At 47.9% G+C, this 17,390-nt stretch carries 17 protein-coding genes; 6 read left to right on the forward strand and 11 right to left on the reverse strand.

Features of this window, described 5'->3' with window-relative positions; genetic code table 11:
• Positions 1 to 44: 44 nt before the first annotated feature.
• Complete coding sequence (gene mnmG, locus JHJ32_RS11700; protein ID WP_200121067.1) at positions 45 to 1,904, forward strand: tRNA uridine-5-carboxymethylaminomethyl(34) synthesis enzyme MnmG; 1,860 nt, start codon at positions 45 to 47, stop codon at positions 1,902 to 1,904.
• 81 nt (positions 1,905 to 1,985) lie between these two features.
• Positions 1,986 to 3,650 carry an Ig-like domain-containing protein gene (locus JHJ32_RS11705; RefSeq protein ID WP_200121068.1) on the forward strand — a complete coding sequence of 555 codons (1,665 nt, stop codon included), beginning with the start codon at positions 1,986 to 1,988 and terminating at the stop codon, positions 3,648 to 3,650.
• Positions 3,651 to 3,660: 10 nt separating this feature from the next.
• Here the strand turns inward: JHJ32_RS11705 and JHJ32_RS11710 are convergent, their stop codons facing one another.
• The gene (locus JHJ32_RS11710; protein WP_079717112.1) at positions 3,661 to 4,176 is read right to left on the reverse strand and encodes a gamma carbonic anhydrase family protein; all 516 of its coding nucleotides are present in this window, start codon (positions 4,174 to 4,176) and stop codon (positions 3,661 to 3,663) included.
• A gap of 10 nt (positions 4,177 to 4,186) precedes the next feature.
• A complete protein-coding gene (nadB, locus tag JHJ32_RS11715) occupies positions 4,187 to 5,773 on the reverse strand; it encodes an L-aspartate oxidase (protein WP_200121069.1) in 1,587 nt (528 codons plus the stop codon).
• A 448-nt stretch (positions 5,774 to 6,221) separates the two neighbouring features.
• On the opposite strand from nadB, the gene nadA reads away from it, so the two are divergent.
• Both nadA and thiL read left to right on the forward strand, forming a co-directional pair.
• Complete coding sequence (gene nadA, locus JHJ32_RS11720) at positions 6,222 to 7,217, forward strand: quinolinate synthase NadA (protein ID WP_176146186.1); 996 nt, start codon at positions 6,222 to 6,224, stop codon at positions 7,215 to 7,217.
• 96 nt (positions 7,218 to 7,313) lie between these two features.
• Positions 7,314 to 8,360 carry a thiamine-phosphate kinase gene (thiL, locus tag JHJ32_RS11725; protein ID WP_200121070.1) on the forward strand — a complete coding sequence of 349 codons (1,047 nt, stop codon included), beginning with the start codon at positions 7,314 to 7,316 and terminating at the stop codon, positions 8,358 to 8,360.
• Positions 8,361 to 8,368: 8 nt separating this feature from the next.
• On the opposite strand, the gene acnA is transcribed toward thiL, so the two are convergent.
• The gene (gene acnA / locus JHJ32_RS11730; RefSeq protein ID WP_200121071.1) at positions 8,369 to 11,104 is read right to left on the reverse strand and encodes an aconitate hydratase AcnA; all 2,736 of its coding nucleotides are present in this window, start codon (positions 11,102 to 11,104) and stop codon (positions 8,369 to 8,371) included.
• A 70-nt stretch (positions 11,105 to 11,174) separates the two neighbouring features.
• Positions 11,175 to 11,654, reverse strand: coding sequence for a DUF4112 domain-containing protein (locus JHJ32_RS11735; protein ID WP_079717108.1), 480 nt, complete (start codon positions 11,652 to 11,654; stop codon positions 11,175 to 11,177).
• Between the two features lie 146 nt (positions 11,655 to 11,800).
• On the opposite strand from JHJ32_RS11735, the gene JHJ32_RS11740 reads away from it, so the two are divergent.
• Complete coding sequence (locus JHJ32_RS11740; protein ID WP_079717107.1) at positions 11,801 to 11,992, forward strand: cold-shock protein; 192 nt, start codon at positions 11,801 to 11,803, stop codon at positions 11,990 to 11,992.
• A gap of 40 nt (positions 11,993 to 12,032) precedes the next feature.
• On the opposite strand, the gene JHJ32_RS11745 is transcribed toward JHJ32_RS11740, so the two are convergent.
• The 5 genes from JHJ32_RS11745 to JHJ32_RS11765 are packed head-to-tail and all read right to left on the reverse strand — an operon-like array spanning position 12,033 to position 14,725.
• Complete coding sequence (locus tag JHJ32_RS11745; protein ID WP_200121072.1) at positions 12,033 to 13,127, reverse strand: AI-2E family transporter; 1,095 nt, start codon at positions 13,125 to 13,127, stop codon at positions 12,033 to 12,035.
• Positions 13,127 to 13,384 (reverse strand): 4a-hydroxytetrahydrobiopterin dehydratase, encoded by a 258-nt coding sequence (locus tag JHJ32_RS11750; protein ID WP_233632610.1) that lies wholly within the window; start codon positions 13,382 to 13,384, stop codon positions 13,127 to 13,129. The genes JHJ32_RS11745 and JHJ32_RS11750 overlap by 1 nt, the downstream gene beginning before the upstream one ends.
• Before the next feature lie 9 nt (positions 13,385 to 13,393).
• Positions 13,394 to 14,116 (reverse strand): DNA repair protein RecO, encoded by a 723-nt coding sequence (recO, locus tag JHJ32_RS11755; protein ID WP_079717104.1) that lies wholly within the window; start codon positions 14,114 to 14,116, stop codon positions 13,394 to 13,396.
• Positions 14,117 to 14,136: 20 nt separating this feature from the next.
• Positions 14,137 to 14,502, reverse strand: coding sequence for a diacylglycerol kinase family protein (locus JHJ32_RS11760; RefSeq protein ID WP_200121073.1), 366 nt, complete (start codon positions 14,500 to 14,502; stop codon positions 14,137 to 14,139).
• Positions 14,495 to 14,725 carry a signal peptidase gene (locus tag JHJ32_RS11765; protein ID WP_079717102.1) on the reverse strand — a complete coding sequence of 77 codons (231 nt, stop codon included), beginning with the start codon at positions 14,723 to 14,725 and terminating at the stop codon, positions 14,495 to 14,497. The genes JHJ32_RS11760 and JHJ32_RS11765 overlap by 8 nt, the downstream gene beginning before the upstream one ends.
• A 98-nt stretch (positions 14,726 to 14,823) precedes the next feature.
• On the opposite strand from JHJ32_RS11765, the gene JHJ32_RS11770 reads away from it, so the two are divergent.
• Positions 14,824 to 15,870 (forward strand): LacI family DNA-binding transcriptional regulator, encoded by a 1,047-nt coding sequence (locus JHJ32_RS11770; RefSeq protein ID WP_233632611.1) that lies wholly within the window; start codon positions 14,824 to 14,826, stop codon positions 15,868 to 15,870.
• Here the strand turns inward: JHJ32_RS11770 and coaBC are convergent.
• Positions 15,818 to 17,053, reverse strand: coding sequence for a bifunctional phosphopantothenoylcysteine decarboxylase/phosphopantothenate--cysteine ligase CoaBC (gene coaBC / locus JHJ32_RS11775; protein WP_200121074.1), 1,236 nt, complete (start codon positions 17,051 to 17,053; stop codon positions 15,818 to 15,820). The two genes, JHJ32_RS11770 and coaBC, sit on opposite strands and share 53 nt — an antisense overlap.
• Positions 17,053 to 17,388, reverse strand: coding sequence for a DNA-directed RNA polymerase subunit omega (locus JHJ32_RS11780; RefSeq protein ID WP_200121075.1), 336 nt, complete (start codon positions 17,386 to 17,388; stop codon positions 17,053 to 17,055). The genes coaBC and JHJ32_RS11780 overlap by 1 nt, the downstream gene beginning before the upstream one ends.
• Positions 17,389 to 17,390 lie beyond the last annotated feature (2 nt).

The following is a 17,390-nucleotide window of genomic DNA, read 5'->3' on the forward strand; positions in this document are numbered from 1 at the left end:
AATTGAAGTTAATAAATGTTCCACGTGGAACAAAAAGAGACATCATGTTTAAAAAATATAATATCATTGTAGTGGGAGGGGGGCATGCGGGATGCGAGGCTGCTGCGGCAGCGGCAAACCTTGGATCGTCCGTGTTACTTATTACAATGAATATGGCCACGATTGCACAAATGAGTTGCAACCCGGCGATGGGAGGAGTCGCTAAAGGCCAAATTGTGCGGGAAATTGACGCCATGGGCGGCTACTCTGGAATTATCGCCGATAAAACAACCATCCAGTTCCGTATGCTTAACCGATCGAAAGGTCCCGCAATGTGGAGTCCACGGTCGCAAAATGACCGCATGCGGTTTGCTGAAGAATGGCGACTACAGCTCGAATCTTTGCCAAACATCGATATTTGGCAAGACACCGTTAAGGAAATTATTGTCAAAAACGGCAGGGCAAATGGTGTAGTCACGTCCCTGGGCCTGGCGATTGAAAGTGATGCGGTAGTCCTCACCAACGGCACCTTCCTGAATGGCACTATCCACATCGGCGAAAAACGCTTTGGCGGAGGACGTACCGGCGAAAAGGCCGCAACGGGTCTCACCGAGCAATTAGTCAGCTTAGGTTTCCAATCCGGACGCATGAAAACCGGCACGCCACCGCGTGTAGACGGAAGAAGCCTTGACTATTCGAAGATGGAAGAACAATGGGGTGACGACGAACGCGGGCGGTTTTCCTTTACCAATGTGGAGCTTCCCACCGAACAACGCTGTTGCTGGATTACCTATACCAATGAGGCCGTGCATGAAACATTAAAAGAAGGTTTCGAAAAATCCCCCATGTTTACAGGCCGAATCAAAGGTCTCGGTCCGCGCTACTGCCCATCCATCGAAGATAAAATAAACCGTTTTGCCGAGCGCGATCGTCACCAGATCTTTGTGGAACCTGAAGGTTGGAAGACTGTCGAAATCTATGTCAATGGCTTTTCCACTTCTTTGCCGGAAGATATCCAACTTAAGGCACTCCGGCTGATTCCCGGCTTTGAAAATGCCCGGATGTTCCGGCCGGGCTATGCGATCGAATATGACTATTTTCCTCCGATGCAATTGGATTTGACGCTGGAAACCCACCAGATCAAACACCTCTTTTTCGCTGGCCAGATCAACGGCACCACGGGGTACGAAGAAGCCGCCAGCCAAGGATTCATCGCCGGCATCAATGCCCACCAACGCATCAATGATTTGCATGAATTGATTCTTAAACGTTCTGAGTCCTATATCGGCGTACTTATCGATGATTTGGTGACCAAAGGAACCGAAGAGCCTTACCGCATGTTTACATCACGGGCTGAGCACCGGCTGCTGCTACGTCAAGACAATGCAGATGCCAGGCTTACACCGATTGCCCACCAATTGGGCCTTGTATCCGACGAACGCCTCGTACAGGTAAAACAGAAAGTGGCTTCAGCCGACCGAATCGTTGAATACCTGCGGACGCACTCCGTCGATACCGACGCCATCAATCCAATTTTGCAGGAACTGCATACCAGCCCGCTTACGCAGAAAACACGCCTGTTTCACATCCTTACCCGACCTCAGGTAAGTATCGGCGATATCTCGCGGGCCGACAGCGGATTGGCTACCTTGTTGTCAAACTATGATAAAGCAATCATCGAGCAGGCAGAAATCAAAGTCAAATACGACAGCTATTTTGAAAAGGAAATCGAAATCGTGAATAAGATGCGCCGCATGGAAGATCAGGAAATCAATCCAGAATTTGACTACACCAGTCTGGTATCCCTTTCAAAAGAAGCCCGGGAAAAATTAATTAAGGTCAAGCCGCGTACTCTTGGCCAGGCATCCCGTATTTCGGGGGTTTCACCATCAGATATATCCGTTTTAATGGTTCATATGAGTTAATAATCTTGTTTTCAACTACTTAACCGTAAAAAACTTCGGCTTTCATAAATCAGCTATAAGGCATTTTCTCCGACATACCCGATGCAAGAATCGTCCAAAATAAAAACTCGCTCTAATCGCCTAAAAATAGGCTCAAATCCGAAATGGGGTGTTTTCGCCTTCTTTACCGGCCTTATTTTGCTCACTTGGCAATGCGCGAGCATACAGCAGCCCACCGGTGGCCCCAGAGATTCAATACCGCCCAAAATTATCAATGAGACGCCGCCTAATCTAACGCGAAACTTCAACGCTGAAAAGATCGTTATCGAATTTGATGAATATATCCGGCTAACTAATCCGCTCAGGGAAATCAGCGTATCACCGGATATCGACCAACCCATCAGCCCGCGTGTCCGCAGGCGAAACATCGAAATCGAACTTCCCGACTCGCTTGCTGAAAATACAACCTACACCATCAATTTCGGTAAGGCCATCGGTGACTTCAATGAAAACAATCCATTATTGAATTACAGCTATGTTTTTTCCACCGGTGATATCATCGACTCCCTGGCCGTTTCCGGAAAAGTCATCAATGCACTCACGAAACTGTCAGAAAAAGAAGTCACGGTAATGCTTATTCCCACCCGACAGGATTCCATCTTTGGCAAACGCAAAGCAAATATCTTCACACTGACAGATACCGCGGGAAATTTCCAGTTCAGAAACCTCCGTGAAGATACATACCACATCTATGCCCTTAAAGAAGAAAATAACGACCGTGTATATAACGACCCCAGCGAACTTATTGGATTCCTTAATGATTCCATTACCTTAGCGCAGGACACATCGGGTATCCTACTTCAGCTCTCACGTGGAATCGCCCGTAATTTCCGTCTGCTCGATCGCAAGCTCGAATCCAATGGAAGACTAACGTTTGCCTTCAATAAACCACTTGAAAACCCGGAAATCATCATCACGTATCCGCCCGAACTCAACGAAGACAAGCAGCTCGAATATTCCGTAAATCGCGATTCCGCCGTGGTATGGCTCAATGATCTGACATTCGATTCGTTAAAAGTCCGTTTCCTCGACGATGGCAATCCATTGGACTCCGTGACTATGCGCCGCGGCCGAAACGAAAAATATGACCGCGATTTCATCATAACCGACAACTTAACCGGAAATCGGGTAAACCGGATCAGGCATATTGAACTTACTGCAGGCTCTCCCGTGCAGGCCATCGATCGAAGCAAAATCATTCTTCTGGAAGATTCCATACCACGTACCAATTTCCAACTTGCACGTGATACCGTTGCACCAAGGCGATTTATCTTGCGATACAACTGGCGACCGAAACGAAACTACTCGTTGACCTTCGAAGAGGGTGCTTTCTCGGGTTACTTCGGTGATAAAAGCAAAAGTGTAACCCGATCGTTCACCTTAGACGAAACGGAAAATTTCGGCGACATTATTTTAAAAGTCAACGTGCCGGATACCACACTCCAGTACTTGGTCCAGGTGACCAATGAAAAAATGGACTTTGTTTACCGCAGCGTTGCAATCAGAGGACCGTCAGACATTCCCTTTCGCCAGATGCCCGGCGGCAAGTATACCGTACGAATCGTTTACGACGAGAACTTCAATGGAAAATGGGATCCTGGCAACGTATATGAACGTAGACAACCCGAGCGGGTCTGGTACATTGGCAAAACGTTTATCATCCGTGCGAACTGGGAACAAGAAGAAACCATCAACGTTCCAAAATAGTCATAGATGGCTATTCCGCTGAGAACCACCCGGAGTACATCACATAGCGCAGCGGAAGTTCATCGAGCAACTTCCGCTGCTCGTCCGATATCGGCTTTATCTTCTTAGCGGGAACACCGGCATATAAATACCCGCTCTCGCACATCGTTCCTTCAAGTACCACGGCACCGGCTGCAACGATCACGTAATCTTCAACCACCGCATGGTCCATGACAATGGCCCCCATGCCGATAAGTACCCGATTTTTCAAGGTACATCCATGTACCATCGCCTGGTGTCCGATATTGACATAATCACCGATTACCGTCGGCGCGGTCAGATAGGTACAATGAATCACTACACCATCCTGAATATTGGTGCACTGGCCTATCCGGATACTATTCACATCGCCGCGAACCACCGCGTTGAACCACACCGAACAACGCTCGCCAAGCACCACGTCCCCAACAACAGTAGCGTTCGCCGCTATAAAACAATCTGACCCGATACTTGGGTAAACGCCTTTAACAGGAATAATCAATGCCATATCATACGTATTAAAAAATCGTATCCACCAATACCTCCGACCTTTCAGGGTAATCAGTTGTATAATGCAGCCCCCGGCTTTCCTTCCTCGCCATGGCTGACTTGATTACCAAATACGCTACCTGGATAACATTTCTCAGTTCGCAAAGCTTCACCGAAAGCTTCGTATTTTTATAAAATTGCTCGGTCTCATCATATAGCAACCCTAACCGGCGCATCGCCCGTTCCAACCTAAAATCCGAACGAACGATACCTACATAATCGCTCATCACTTTCTGCGTTTCCCGTAAATTATGGGTCACCAAAATATCCTCATTGGACAACGCCGTGTCCGAATCGTCCCAGTCCGGTATATCCGTTGGCACTTCAATAGTTCCCACCTTTTTGATGGCATCCTCATAGATGCGATGAGCAAACACCGTAGCCTCAAGCAAAGAATTAGAAGCCAATCGGTTAGCACCGTGTAATCCCGTAGATGCACACTCACCACACGCATAAAGGCGTTGAATAAAAGAGCGGCCTAGACCGTCAACCATAATGCCACCGCATAAATAATGGGCAGCCGGTGTTACAGGGATATAGTCCCTTGACATATCAATGCCGATAGACAGGCACTTTGCATAGATATTCGGGAAATGCTTCAAAATCTCATCCTTGCTTCGATGGGTAATATCCAAAAAAACAAAATCGTCGCCCGATTTTTTCATTTCGGTATCGATTGCCCGCGCGACAATATCACGGGGTGCCAGGGAACCCCTTGCATCGTATTCCTCCATGAAACGTTCGCCGTTTTTCCTGCGCAGCACTCCGCCATATCCCCTTACCGCTTCCGAAATCAAAAAAGACGGATACTCACCCGGATTGTATAACGCTGTGGGATGAAACTGGATAAACTCCATATTCCGCACCTTTCCTTTGGCACGGTATACCATTGCTATCCCATCTCCGGTAGCAATCACAGGGTTTGTCGTACTCGAATAGATATGGCCCGCCCCGCCAGAAGCCATCACTGTAACCTTACTCAAAATCTTTTCCACCCTGTTGTCAACCGTGTTCAACGCGTACACGCCATAGCACGTGATGTCCGGCGTACTTTTATCCACAAATACGCCAAGATGATGCTGAGTAATCAAATCTACCGCAAAATAATGCGTAAGAACCTCTATATTAGGATTCTCATGAACCTTCTCCAGCAACACCCGTTCGATCTCAAATCCGGTGATGTCCTTGTAATGCAATACCCGGTGTTCGGAGTGTCCGCCTTCCTTCGCCAGGTCATATACGCCACCCGCGGTCTTATCGAAGTGCGTCCCGTAATCAATAATCTCCTGTATCCGCCTGGGTCCTTCTTTCACCACGTTTTCCACAACATTCACATCGCATAAACCATCGCCAGCTATCAGTGTATCAGCGATATGCTTTTCAAACGAGTCAGACTTATCCACAACCACTGCTACGCCCCCCTGTGCATATTTGGTATTCGACTCGTCTTCGTTCGATTTGGTGATAATCAATACTTTACCATGACTGGCTGCCTTCAATGCGAAACTCAATCCGGCAATACCCGAACCAATAACTAAAAAATCAACAGTATGCATAAAATAACCTAAGCGGCAAAGCCGTATTTGTTATTGGCGGAGACCGAAAATTGTGGACAACATGTAAACAACGCGTTGAATAAAAAATAGAAACTCATCAAGTCTCCGAAAAACCATTATTTTTACACAGCGCCCTCAAGAAAATCCCCATCAACAGCTCACAATATTAACAAATCTCAGCCAATAATTAGTATACATGCTGCTATGGAAAACAATTTCGGGTAAAACAAAACTAACTGAAAACCAGTGCCAAAAGATTAAGACAATGTTAATAACCTGTTAAAAAAAAGATCCAAATCAAAAAACAAAATAAAAACCGCCCAGATTTCTCACAAAACCAACAGCCTAACAAACAATAAGATCATTTATATTAAAAATCAATTATTACTTATTGTCCCTGTGGGAATGATGAAAAGCATATCAAATTGTTTAGCTACCTTTGTATATCATGATTACTTATCTAACTGAACTGGATACAAAAGGCTATATCGACGAACCAATCGATCCGACGCTAGATTTGGTTGAAGAGATAAACAAGCTGAAAAAGGAAAAAAATGCTGTACTCTTAGCGCATTATTACCAGGAGCCGGAGATACAGGATATCGCTGATTACATCGGCGATAGTTTAGGCCTTTCGCAGCAAGCCGCCAAGACGCAGGCCGATGTGATTGTCTTCGCCGGTGTGCACTTTATGGCCGAAACGGCTAAAATACTTTCACCGCAGAAGAAAGTATTGCTTCCAGATCTGAAAGCGGGCTGTTCGCTCTCCGATAGTTGCCCGCCTCATCTTTTTGCCAAATTCAAGGAGCAATATCCTGATCATATCGCCATTACGTACGTGAATTGCACCGCCGAATTGAAGGCGCTCAGTGACATCGTCTGTACGTCGAGCAATGCCGTTCAGATTGTGGACAGTCTTCCGCCCGACCAGAAAATTATCTTCGGGCCGGATAAGAACTTGGGTGATTACGTGCGGCGGAAAACAGGTCGCGATTTGGTCCTGTGGAATGGCGCCTGTATGGTCCATGAGTTGTTTTCGCAGGAGCGTATCCAACACTTGCGTAGGCAATTTCCACACGCAAAATTCATCGCACATCCGGAATGCGAAAAAGAATTACTGGATGCCGCAGATTACATCGGTTCGACATCAGGATTGCTTAAGTATACGCAAGAGAGCGACTCGGATACATTTATCGTCGCCACGGAAAGCGGCATCATCCACCAAATGGAGAAAGCAAGCCCGGGCAAAACGTTTATACCTGCGCCTCCGAACAACGCCTGCGCATGCAACGACTGTCCCTATATGAAGCTCAACACCCTGGAAAAGGTATATAACTGCATGAAGTTCGATCTTCCCGAAGTTGATTTGCCGGCCGGCATCATTGCCCGCGCAAAAAGGCCTATCGAGCGGATGCTGGAGATATCCGAGCGTCTGGGACTTTAAAGTAGACATTAACGAACAAGCGTAAGGATAAAAGCATAAAAAAGTGTGCGGCCATCATTATTTTTTGAATCGATACCCTTTAATCATAATAGGAAGATGTTTGACAACAAGGAAAAGACCAATCTGGAACGACTGGGTGAGTTTGGTTTGATAGCCCATATCACAAAAGCGATAGTTCTTACTGAAAATTCCACCCTCAAGGGAATCGGTGACGATGCTGCAGTATTGGATTTTTCGGGCAAAAAAACGCTGGTGTCCACTGATTTGCTGCTGGAAGGCGTTCATTTCGATTTGCGTTATGTGCCACTTAAGCATTTAGGATACAAAGCTGTACAGGTAAATCTCAGCGATATCTACGCCATGAACGGTATAGCGTCGCAGATTACCTTTTCCATCGGTCTGTCAAGCCGGTTTCCCCTCGAAGCGGTAGAGGAATTGTATGCGGGCGCGCTTTTAGCCTGCAAAAGCTATAACGTCGATTTAGTAGGTGGCGATACGTCCACATCCGTCCAGGGGTTGGTCATTAGCGTCACCAGCATAGGCTACGCCCAGGAGGCGGATATCGTTTATCGCGACGGTGCGCAGGAGGGTGATCTCGTCTGTGTGTCGGGCGATTTAGGCGGCGCCTATGTGGGCTTGCAACTCCTGGAGCGCGAAAAGCGTATCTTTTTGGAAAACCCATCCATACAGCCCGATTTAGAAGGAAAGGATTACATCGTTGAGCGTCAGCTCAAGCCCGAAGCCCGGAAGGACATTGTACAGTTACTTGCCACCATAGGCGTAAAACCAACGGCAATGATAGATATCTCTGATGGGTTAGCTTCCGAAATCCTGCACATCTGCGAATCCTCCGCCAAGGGGTGTAAATTATATGAGGAGAAAATACCGATTGATCCCATGACGTATGATACGGCACGGGAGTTTGGGATCGACCCCACGGTTTGTGCATTAAGCGGCGGAGAAGACTACGAGTTGCTTTTTACTATCAGCCAGTCCGACTACGACAAGGTAAAAAACCAACCGGATATCAGTGTCATCGGCCACATTACCGAGAAAACGGCCGGTTGCGAATTAATTTCCAAATCCGGACATGTGCATCCCATCACCGCACAGGGATGGAATGCATTCAAGTCTGCCCATTGAAAATAGCGTTACTGGACGTTGGGTTGTTTCAGGAATCCTCGCAAGACGTAATGCAGGATTCCGCCATGACGGTAATACTCAATTTCAATAGCCGAATCAAACCGAGCCTTTGATTGGAAGGTGATGGTCTCGCCGTTGCTTTTCGTGGCCTTCACTTCGAGCAGTTTATGTGGGCGTAAGTCCGTTGAGATACCGGTGATCTCAAACGTTTCCGTGCCGTCAAGTCCCAATGATTCGGCATTTTCTCCTGCTGGGAATTCCATAGGTATGACACCCATTCCAACGAGGTTGCTGCGGTGGATGCGTTCGAAACTCTCTGCGATAACGGCTTTTACCCCCAGTAAATTGGTGCCTTTGGCCGCCCAGTCGCGCGAAGATCCGCTACCATATTCTTTACCCGCAAGGATAACGAGCGGCGTATTATCCGCCTGGTATTTCATGGCCGCGTCGAATACGGACAATGTCTCCCCGGTAGGGAAGTAGGTCGTATAGCCGCCTTCTTTGGTCGTTATCCTATTGCGGATGCGTACGTTGGCAAATGTACCCCGCATCATTACCTCGTGGTTGCCGCGCCGTGAGCCGTACGAATTGAAATCCTTATGTTCTACTCCTTTGGCAAGCAAATATTGTCCCGCGGCTGATTCGGGCTTGAAGGAACCGGCCGGAGAGATGTGGTCCGTCGTCACGGAGTCGCCGAGGTATAACAATACCTTTGCCTGGCTGATATCCGTTGTGTCGTGGGGCTCACTGCTTATATTCTTGAAGAAAGGAGCCTCCTGCACATAAGTGGAATTTTCGTTCCAGCTGAAGTTTTTCCCCTGTGGCGCCATCAACTGTTTCCAATCATCACCTCCGTCGAAAATGACATCATATACATTTTTAAAGTCTTCCACTCTTACGCAAGCATTGATGGTGTCCACAATTTCCTGCTGGGTGGGCCATATGTCACGTAAGTAAACCGGATTACCATTCGGATCATAATCCAGCGGGTCATTAATCAAATCGATATCTACTCGGCCGACGAGGGCATAGGCCACCACGAGCATGGGCGACATCAGAAAATTCATCTTTACCTGCGGGTGTACACGGGCTTCAAAGTTGCGATTTCCGGAAAGCACGGAAGCAACCACCAGATCACCCTTGTCTACCGCTTCCGCAATGTGCGGAGGCAAGGGACCGCTGTTTCCGATACAAGATGTGCATCCATAGCCCACCGTGTGAAAGCGGAGTGCTTCCAAGTCTTCCAGTAGATTAGCACGTTGCAAGTATTCCGTGACTACTTTCGAACCCGGTGCCAAGCTGGTTTTTACCCACGACTTGGTGCGCAGACCTCGCGCTACCGCTTTTCGCGCTACCAATCCCGCACCTACCATGACCGCCGGATTGGAGGTGTTGGTACAGCTTGTGATGGCGGCGATTACGATACTGCCATCACTGAGGATGTACTCTTGATTTTTAATCGTTATCCGTACCGATCGGATATCTTCTGTCTCCACTTCCACTCCCGAGCCTTTTTGGCGATCTTCGTAGACAAACTGACTTCCTGATCCGCCTTCGGAAAGCCAAGCCTGCTCTTGCCTGCTCTTGACAGGGAGGTAGTTCCGCTGATATTCCTTCTTCAGGAGGTGCGAAAATTGCTGAGAAAGGTCTTTTACCAATATCTTATCCTGAGGGCGTTTTGGTCCGGATACGGTAGGTTCCAATGTATCAAGGTCAAGCTCAAGTACGTGCGAATAGACGATTTCTTCGTTGCCTGTACGCCACAGCAGATTTTCTTTGCAATATTCTTCTACCAAGCTGACTTGTTCTTCCGAACGATTGGTCCGCCGCATGTATTCCAGCGTTTGTCCGTCTATGGGAAAATAAGTGACGGTACAGCCAAATTCGGGCGACATATTGGATATGGTCGCTCTGTCGGTAACACTCAGGTTGTCCAACGCATCGCCAAAAACTTCAACGAATTTACCTACCACGCCATAGTCGCGCAGCAATTTGGTGATGGTGAGCACCATGTCGGTAGCCGTGCAGCCGGTAGGTATCTTTCCGGTCAATTTCAGTCCGATCACCTGCGGGCAAGTGAAATAGATGGGTTGCCCGAGCATAGCTGCCTCTGCCTCTATACCACCTACGCCCCACGCGATGACACCGATACCGTTTACCATAGGCGTATGCGAATCGGTACCGACCAGCGTATCCGGAAAAGCCCATCCATCACGTGCGATAACACCCTTCGCCAGGTATTCCAAATTGACCTGGTGACAGATGCCCATGCCCGGTGGGACCACGGTAAAATTATTCAATGCCTGTTGTCCCCATTTAAGCAATTCATAGCGTTCGGCGTTGCGTTCGTATTCCAGCGCCACATTATGCTGGTACGCGTAATTTGTGCCGAAATAATCGACCTGTACGGAATGGTCGATGACCAAATCAACCGGGATGGCCGGGTTGATTTTACTTCCATCTCCACCTTTTCGGATGACTTCGGCCCGTATGGAGGCCATATCGACCACGGCAGGTACACCCGTGAAATCCTGCATCAATACGCGGGCAGGTTTAAAAGGTATTTCTTTGTCCGTACCGCCCGGTTCCCAATTGATTAAGGTATCCAAATGTTCATCGGTAACGGCAAAATTGTCGTGGTTGCGCAGGACATTTTCAAGCAGTATACGGATGGAAAATGGTAATTTACTTACATTCTTGCCTTCATCTTCCAATTTTTTCAATGATGCTATCTGATACTTCATGATGTTTAGTTAGCGTTTATATTTAATAATACAGATTTCCTACTGATTGTTTACATTTTGGATAATAATCTTACAGTAAACCGATTAAAGCCATAAAAGCGCTCCACAATAAGTAAATAAACAAGCACGTCAACAGCAGAAAGACACCAAGAATGAGCATAAGGATATCATTGCCTTTGCCCTGATGTTTTCCCTGATAATGATATTGCTGAAGTAAAATAAGATTTTTCCGGTTTGCCTTGAAGACAAAGTCAAATACGTGTCCAATAACCGGTATTGCGCCAAGTGTTAAATCGATAATCACGTTAATGAGCATAAGCATGATCAATTTCCGACTGGCGCCGTGACGCCAAATGACAAGCACGATAAAACAAGCGACAACAAACCCGATGATAGTACCCAGAAATGGGATCATGTTGATAACGGGATCAAGGCCAAAGCGGAAACGCGTTCCACCGATTCGGAACTTGTCGTCCATCAACCAAGCCATACGCGCTACCCATACCAAATCGTTGCGTAGTCGGCCAGCTTTATCTTGATGCGCTCGCATGTTGCTCGATGTGCTAAAATAGCGAAAAATAATCGATTTATAAAACCGTGAGCAACAAAAGATAGGCCATTAATTTCAAATATTTTGAACTGATTTACAAATAATTATATACCTTTGATTTTTATTATTTTTTAATTTTCAATACAATGGCAGAAGGAGTAGTCAAATTCTTCAATGAAACCAAGGGTTTTGGTTTCATCGTTCCAAATTCCGGTGACAGCGACATTTTCGTTCATTCATCGGGCCTTATCGACAAAATCCGTGAAAAGGACAACGTATCGTACGACGTCGAAAGAGGCAAAAAAGGTTTAAATGCGGTAAATGTTAAAGTAATCTAAGGATTACTTATTAAATATATTTATTGTATTTGGCCGGCTATCACCTGATAGCCGGCTTTTTTTCGGCCTTCGATTTGGCATCTCGATCGCCGATAAGGGTGCCGAACGGTTTCAGTGATTCCACATGGTCGAAGATGACTTTAGTGACCCCGAGGAACGGCACGAACAGGATCATGCCAGCCACGCCCCATACCAAGTTACCCAGTAAAAGCGCCATCAGCGTCGCGAGCGCATTCAGTGCTATTTTGCCGCCCGTGATTTTCGGTGTCAGGATATAACTGTCTATTTGCTGCATGACTATAAAAAACAATGCAACGATTATCGGGGTAACCAGGGTATCGCGGGTGATGAAGGTATATAAAATGACTATTGAGCTACCGGCAACGGAGCCGATGTAAGGGATGATGTTAATAAAAGCGACCATCATCCCGAAAAACAACGCATTTTCGATGCCGATAATGGCAAGTCCAATCGTATTGATGACCGAAAAAATCAGGGCTACCATACACACTCCTGCCAGATAGGCACTGGCCACATCAGTGGTTTTACGGACAACATCATGCGCTTCATCGAGACTGGTTCTACCGGCATACCGGCGCACCAAGGCTAACACGAAATTTTTTATTCGGCGTCTGTAAATCAACAATAACGCCGTGTATGCGAAGATGATCAGCAGGTGGACCAAAAGTGAAAGCAATGATCGGAAAATATCCCCCACAAACTTGCCCGCCAGATTCGTAAGGCCCGTGATCTGGTTTTGCAAATACGCCTTTTGTTGGTCCACCGGCAACTGAAAGTGTTCGGAGATGTAATCGTGCCCCGAATTGAGCATTTCATTTAATTTTGCAACAATCATTGGTAAATCTTTTCCCAATGCAACGACCTGGTTGATCAGCAGGTAGCAAACCCCCAATAACAGTAGCAGCAGCAGCAATACACAGATGATAGCCGAAAATCCACGTGGGATCTTCCACTTTTCAAGGCGGCGGCATAGCGGTACCAGTAGCATGGCCATCATACCTCCGATAGCAACGGGAATGAGGAATGATTTGGCGACATAAAGTATACCGAAGACCAAAACAAGGAAGAACAAGACTTCATTGAATCGGGCGACGGGATTGCTCTTCGGCGGCATTACAGTAACTTATCTATCGACTCGGCAAGCTTTCTGTCCTTTTCAGTGACGGTGTTGCCTGCGTCGTGCGTGGATAGCCAGATTTCCACGCTGTTCCACGTATTCGTCCATGTTGGATGGTGATTTTGTTGCTCGGCCAATAAAGCGACTCGAAGCATAAAAGCAAAAGCTTCCGAAAAATCGCCGAACTCAAACGATCGGTAAAGTGTGTTGTCTTTTTCCTGCCACATCACCGAAATAAACAATAGAGGATTCATTTTGTTTGGCTATCCGAGCACTTCTTCAAGCACTTCGCGCGACTTGATGTCACCCATATGGTCTACATGCAGCCGGTAAAAATCAATGATTTTGTCGAGCAGAAAACGCCTATCCGCCAAAGGGATGCGTAAAGCGGATAACTTTTCAAAAGAGCAATTCAGCAGTGCCGCGAATTGGGCCGTATGGGGGTGCTGCAACACCAGGCGATGTGCGGGCAGGGTGTCACAGAAAATACCGTCTTTTAGATCAAAATAGGTCTGGCCAGCTTTCGGTGGTGCCGGATTAAAACCAAGAAAGCGGGAGAGTTTGATCAGAAAAAGAAGATGAAAATTCGGCGGCATTTTTTCCAGTGTGTCCAACCAAGAGATAGCGTTGAACAGGTAGCCGAACAGCGGTTCGTCCGGAGACTGCTGGCGAAGGCTTTTATAAAGCATTTCATTTAAGAAGAGCACGACGGTGCTCTTGACGATATCGTAAGGAATCGTTTGGAAATGCGGCATTTGCCGGGCTTCGGATATCCGTTGTAGGGATGTATTTTCCCGGTGGTAAACCACCATTTCAAGCAAATGCAGGGGTTGCAGGAGCGTGATGCTGATTTTCGCTTTCGGTTTTCGGGCTCCATTGACAAGGTACGACTGAAGCCCGAATTTCTCCGTGAATACCTGAGCCACCACGCTACTTTCGGAATAATTAGTCGTTTTTAATACGATACCTCTGGTTTTATGCAGCATAGTAGAAATGGGGAAGGGGGTTATATCATAAAATGGCGACAGAGTTTAGGAAGAAAAATTATCCCCCCTACAACCAATGAAAAAACGGCAGCGATGAGCACGGCTCCTGCGGCAGCGTCTTTGGCTTTTTTGGCCAGCGGATGATAGGCTGGTGATACCAGGTTTACGACGGATTCGATGGCGGTGTTTATCAATTCTGCCACGAATACCAAGGCGATGCATAATGCGATCCAGCACCAGTCCGACGCCGACAGGTGCATGCCGATACCCAAGGCAATGGCCGCGAGGGAGAACGTCAGGTGGATTTTAAAATTTCGTTCCGTACGGTAGGTTGCGGTGATACCGTTCCATGCATGGGCGAAGGGTCTCAAGCCATTTTTACTCATTTTCGTTTTGCCGTTCTTTGCGTTCTTCAAGAATACTCTGCCGCTCTATTTTTCGGATAAAGCTATAGAAAACAGTTAGAAATCCGATACCAAAAATAATAACGCCGATGGCCATCATCCATTTATACAGCCGGATTTCCAACCCCATCAGGTAATAGCCCAACGCGCAAAACGTTAAGCCGGCAATCGTATACAGCAACCCACTGCGTAAGTACTTGTTCATAGTTTCGATTTTAAAACGATGACAATTAGACAAAGATAAGGTTTAGCATTTGATGTATTTACACAGAGAATGCCTATCTTTAGCTACTATTTTGTGTGATGGCCACGATGACCTTACGGGATATTGCTAAAGCGTTGGATTTGTCGGTGTCTACAGTATCCAAGGCACTCCGCGACAGTTACGAAATCGGCGAAGACACCAAAAAGCGGGTGGCTGCCTATGCCCGGGCGAATCATTACTTGCCCAATAGGATGGCAAAAAGCTTGAAAGAAGGCAAGAGCGGATCCATCGGGGTCGTAATTTGCTCCATCGACAACAGTTTTGTCTCTCGTATGCTCGATGGGATAGACAGCACCTGTACGCAGGCCGGATATGACATCATCATCATGCAGAATAAGGAGTCCCTAGCCCAGGAGAAGGCCTGCCTAAACCAATTGGAAGCCAGGGGTGTGGAAGGGATACTGATATCTCCGTCGGCAGAAACGGTCAATTTCGAACACCTTGCCGCGCTGAAGGACACGGGTATGCCCATTGTCCTGTTTGATCGGATTAGTGAGCAATTCGAATCTTATCAAGTAGGAATAGACAATCGACGCGGTGCTTTTCAGGCGACGCAACACCTGATAGCAAACGGCTATCGGCGCATAGCGCTGCTTACGCTCAGTCCGGACGTTCCCTTTGCCGCGCAACGCCGTGAGGGATATGCCAACGCCTTAAAGCAACATCACATTCCCTACCGGCCAGCATTTGTGCGCACCGTACAGGCGCACGGACGGGAGGCGTTGAAAGACAGCGTACGTGCGCATATCCGCGCATTGCTGGATTTACCTGAGCCGCCGGAGGCCTTATTTGCCGCAACCGATCAATTATCTACGCAGAGCCTTGCTGCGCTCCATCAGCTGGGTTGCCAAATTCCCGGGGATATGGCGCTGATCGGCTTCAGCAACACCGAGCTGGCCGATATGCTCACGCCGCCGCTTTCCACGGTTTACCAACCGGCATTCCAAATCGGCCAATTGGCCGCCGAAAAACTGATTGAGCTCATTACGGGGAAGGATCGGTCGCCCGATTATGAAACGGTAAGGCTACCCATCAGGCTGGACCTCCGGGATTCGAGCCGGCCGAGGTTTCAAGCAACGGTATAATACGGGCACAGATATCCCGCGCGACGTCTTGCTTAGGTTTAAGGCCAAAAGCCTCCATGCTTCCGTTACGGTCGATGATAGTGATTTTATTGGTATCGTTGGCAAACCCGGCTCCTTCGTCACGGGCGGAGTTCAGCACAATAAAATCGAGGTTTTTCTTTTGCAGTTTTTCTTTGGCGTGGTCAAGCTCGTCATGGGTCTCCAAGGCAAAACCCACCAGCACTTGCCCTTTCTGTTTCCGTTGCCCAAGTGTCGCAAGGATGTCCGTTGTTCTGGTCAGTTCGATGATCATCCCCGCATCGTCCCCCTTCTTGATTTTCCTATCGGCAACGGTCGTGGGTGTATAGTCCGCCACCGCAGCGCTCATTACGGTAATCGCCGATTGGGCAAAGTGTGTCAAACAGGCGTCCAGCATTTCGCCTGCAGAGGTGACGGCGATGTACGTCACGCCGGCAGGAGGCTTTAGGTGGGTCGGGCCGCTTACCAAGGTCACGTCTGCCCCCAACAGGGACAGCCGGGCCGCCAGTGCATAGCCCATTTTGCCACTGGAATGGTTGCCGATATAGCGAACGGGGTCGAGGGCCTCGTAGGTCGGGCCCGCAGTGACCAGCGCCTTCTTTCCAGCCAACGGCTGTGTTTCGCCGAAGTAAGCTTCCAGTGTGGCCAGTATGTCTTCGGGCTCGGCGAGCCGCCCTTCGCCTTCCAGTCCGCTCGCCAATTCGCCCTGGCCCGGAGGGATGATCCGGTTGCCGTAAGACCGAAGCCGGGCGATGTTAGCCTGTGTACTGCCGTGCGCCCACATATCCAAGTCCATCGCAGGAGCAATAAAAACGGGGCTTTTGGCAGAAAGGTACACCGCACACAGCAGGTTGTCACACAGGCCTTGCGCAAATTTGGCCAATGTATTGGCACTTGCCGGAGCCACAACAATGGCATCGGCAGCAAGCGCCAAATGCACATGATTGTTCCATGTACCGGTGGCGGCATCGAAATAATCAACCAATACCGGATTGCCTGAAAGCGTTGCGAGTGTAAGCGGCGTAATGAACTGCGTCGCATCGGGAGTCATGACCACCTGTACGTGCGCTCCGGATTTGACGAATAGGCGAACGAGGAAAGCAGCTTTATATGCGGCAATGCTGCCGCAGACACCCAAAAGGATATGCTTTCCGCGTATACTCACTATTCATCTTCTTTTTCCCTTGCCGGGTTTCTGAAGTACACTTTGTCGTTCAGGAAATCATCGACGGCTACCAAAGTAGGCTTGGGTAAGCGCTCGTAGTGTTTGGAGATTTCGATTTGCTCACGGTTTTCGAACACCTCTTCAAGGTTGTCGTTGGTTGTTGCAAATTCAGCCAGCTTGCTGTTCAGTTCCTCCTTCATGTCTACAGCAATCTGGTTTGCACGCTTGCTGATGATCACGATGGATTCATAAAGGTTGTCTGTCTTTTTATCCAAATCCCTTAAATCCCGGGTGACAGTGGTGTTAGGAACGGCTTTACTTATTTGCGTACTCATAT

The organism is Parapedobacter sp. ISTM3 (assembly GCF_016533505.1).
Classification (GTDB): Bacteria; Bacteroidota; Bacteroidia; order Sphingobacteriales; family Sphingobacteriaceae; genus Parapedobacter; species Parapedobacter luteus.

Coding starts and splice junctions, on each gene's coding strand:
- JHJ32_RS11745 (WP_200121072.1), bottom strand. CDS start 13,127: ATGCCGCCGAAGAGCAATCCCGTCGCCCGATTCAATGAAGTCTTGTTC.
- JHJ32_RS11735 (WP_079717108.1), bottom strand. CDS start 11,654: ATGCGAGCGCATCAAGATAAAGCTGGCCGACTACGCAACGATTTGGTA.
- acnA (WP_200121071.1), bottom strand. CDS start 11,104: ATGAAGTATCAGATAGCATCATTGAAAAAATTGGAAGATGAAGGCAAG.
- thiL (WP_200121070.1), top strand. CDS start 7,314: ATGTTTGACAACAAGGAAAAGACCAATCTGGAACGACTGGGTGAGTTT.
- JHJ32_RS11705 (WP_200121068.1), top strand. CDS start 1,986: ATGCAAGAATCGTCCAAAATAAAAACTCGCTCTAATCGCCTAAAAATA.
- nadA (WP_176146186.1), top strand. CDS start 6,222: ATGATTACTTATCTAACTGAACTGGATACAAAAGGCTATATCGACGAA.
- nadB (WP_200121069.1), bottom strand. CDS start 5,773: ATGCATACTGTTGATTTTTTAGTTATTGGTTCGGGTATTGCCGGATTG.
- JHJ32_RS11710 (WP_079717112.1), bottom strand. CDS start 4,176: ATGGCATTGATTATTCCTGTTAAAGGCGTTTACCCAAGTATCGGGTCA.
- JHJ32_RS11765 (WP_079717102.1), bottom strand. CDS start 14,725: ATGAACAAGTACTTACGCAGTGGGTTGCTGTATACGATTGCCGGCTTA.
- mnmG (WP_200121067.1), top strand. CDS start 45: ATGTTTAAAAAATATAATATCATTGTAGTGGGAGGGGGGCATGCGGGA.
- JHJ32_RS11740 (WP_079717107.1), top strand. CDS start 11,801: ATGGCAGAAGGAGTAGTCAAATTCTTCAATGAAACCAAGGGTTTTGGT.
- JHJ32_RS11780 (WP_200121075.1), bottom strand. CDS start 17,388: ATGAGTACGCAAATAAGTAAAGCCGTTCCTAACACCACTGTCACCCGG.
- JHJ32_RS11750 (WP_233632610.1), bottom strand. CDS start 13,384: ATGAATCCTCTATTGTTTATTTCGGTGATGTGGCAGGAAAAAGACAAC.
- recO (WP_079717104.1), bottom strand. CDS start 14,116: ATGCTGCATAAAACCAGAGGTATCGTATTAAAAACGACTAATTATTCC.
- JHJ32_RS11770 (WP_233632611.1), top strand. CDS start 14,824: ATGGCCACGATGACCTTACGGGATATTGCTAAAGCGTTGGATTTGTCG.
- JHJ32_RS11760 (WP_200121073.1), bottom strand. CDS start 14,502: ATGAGTAAAAATGGCTTGAGACCCTTCGCCCATGCATGGAACGGTATC.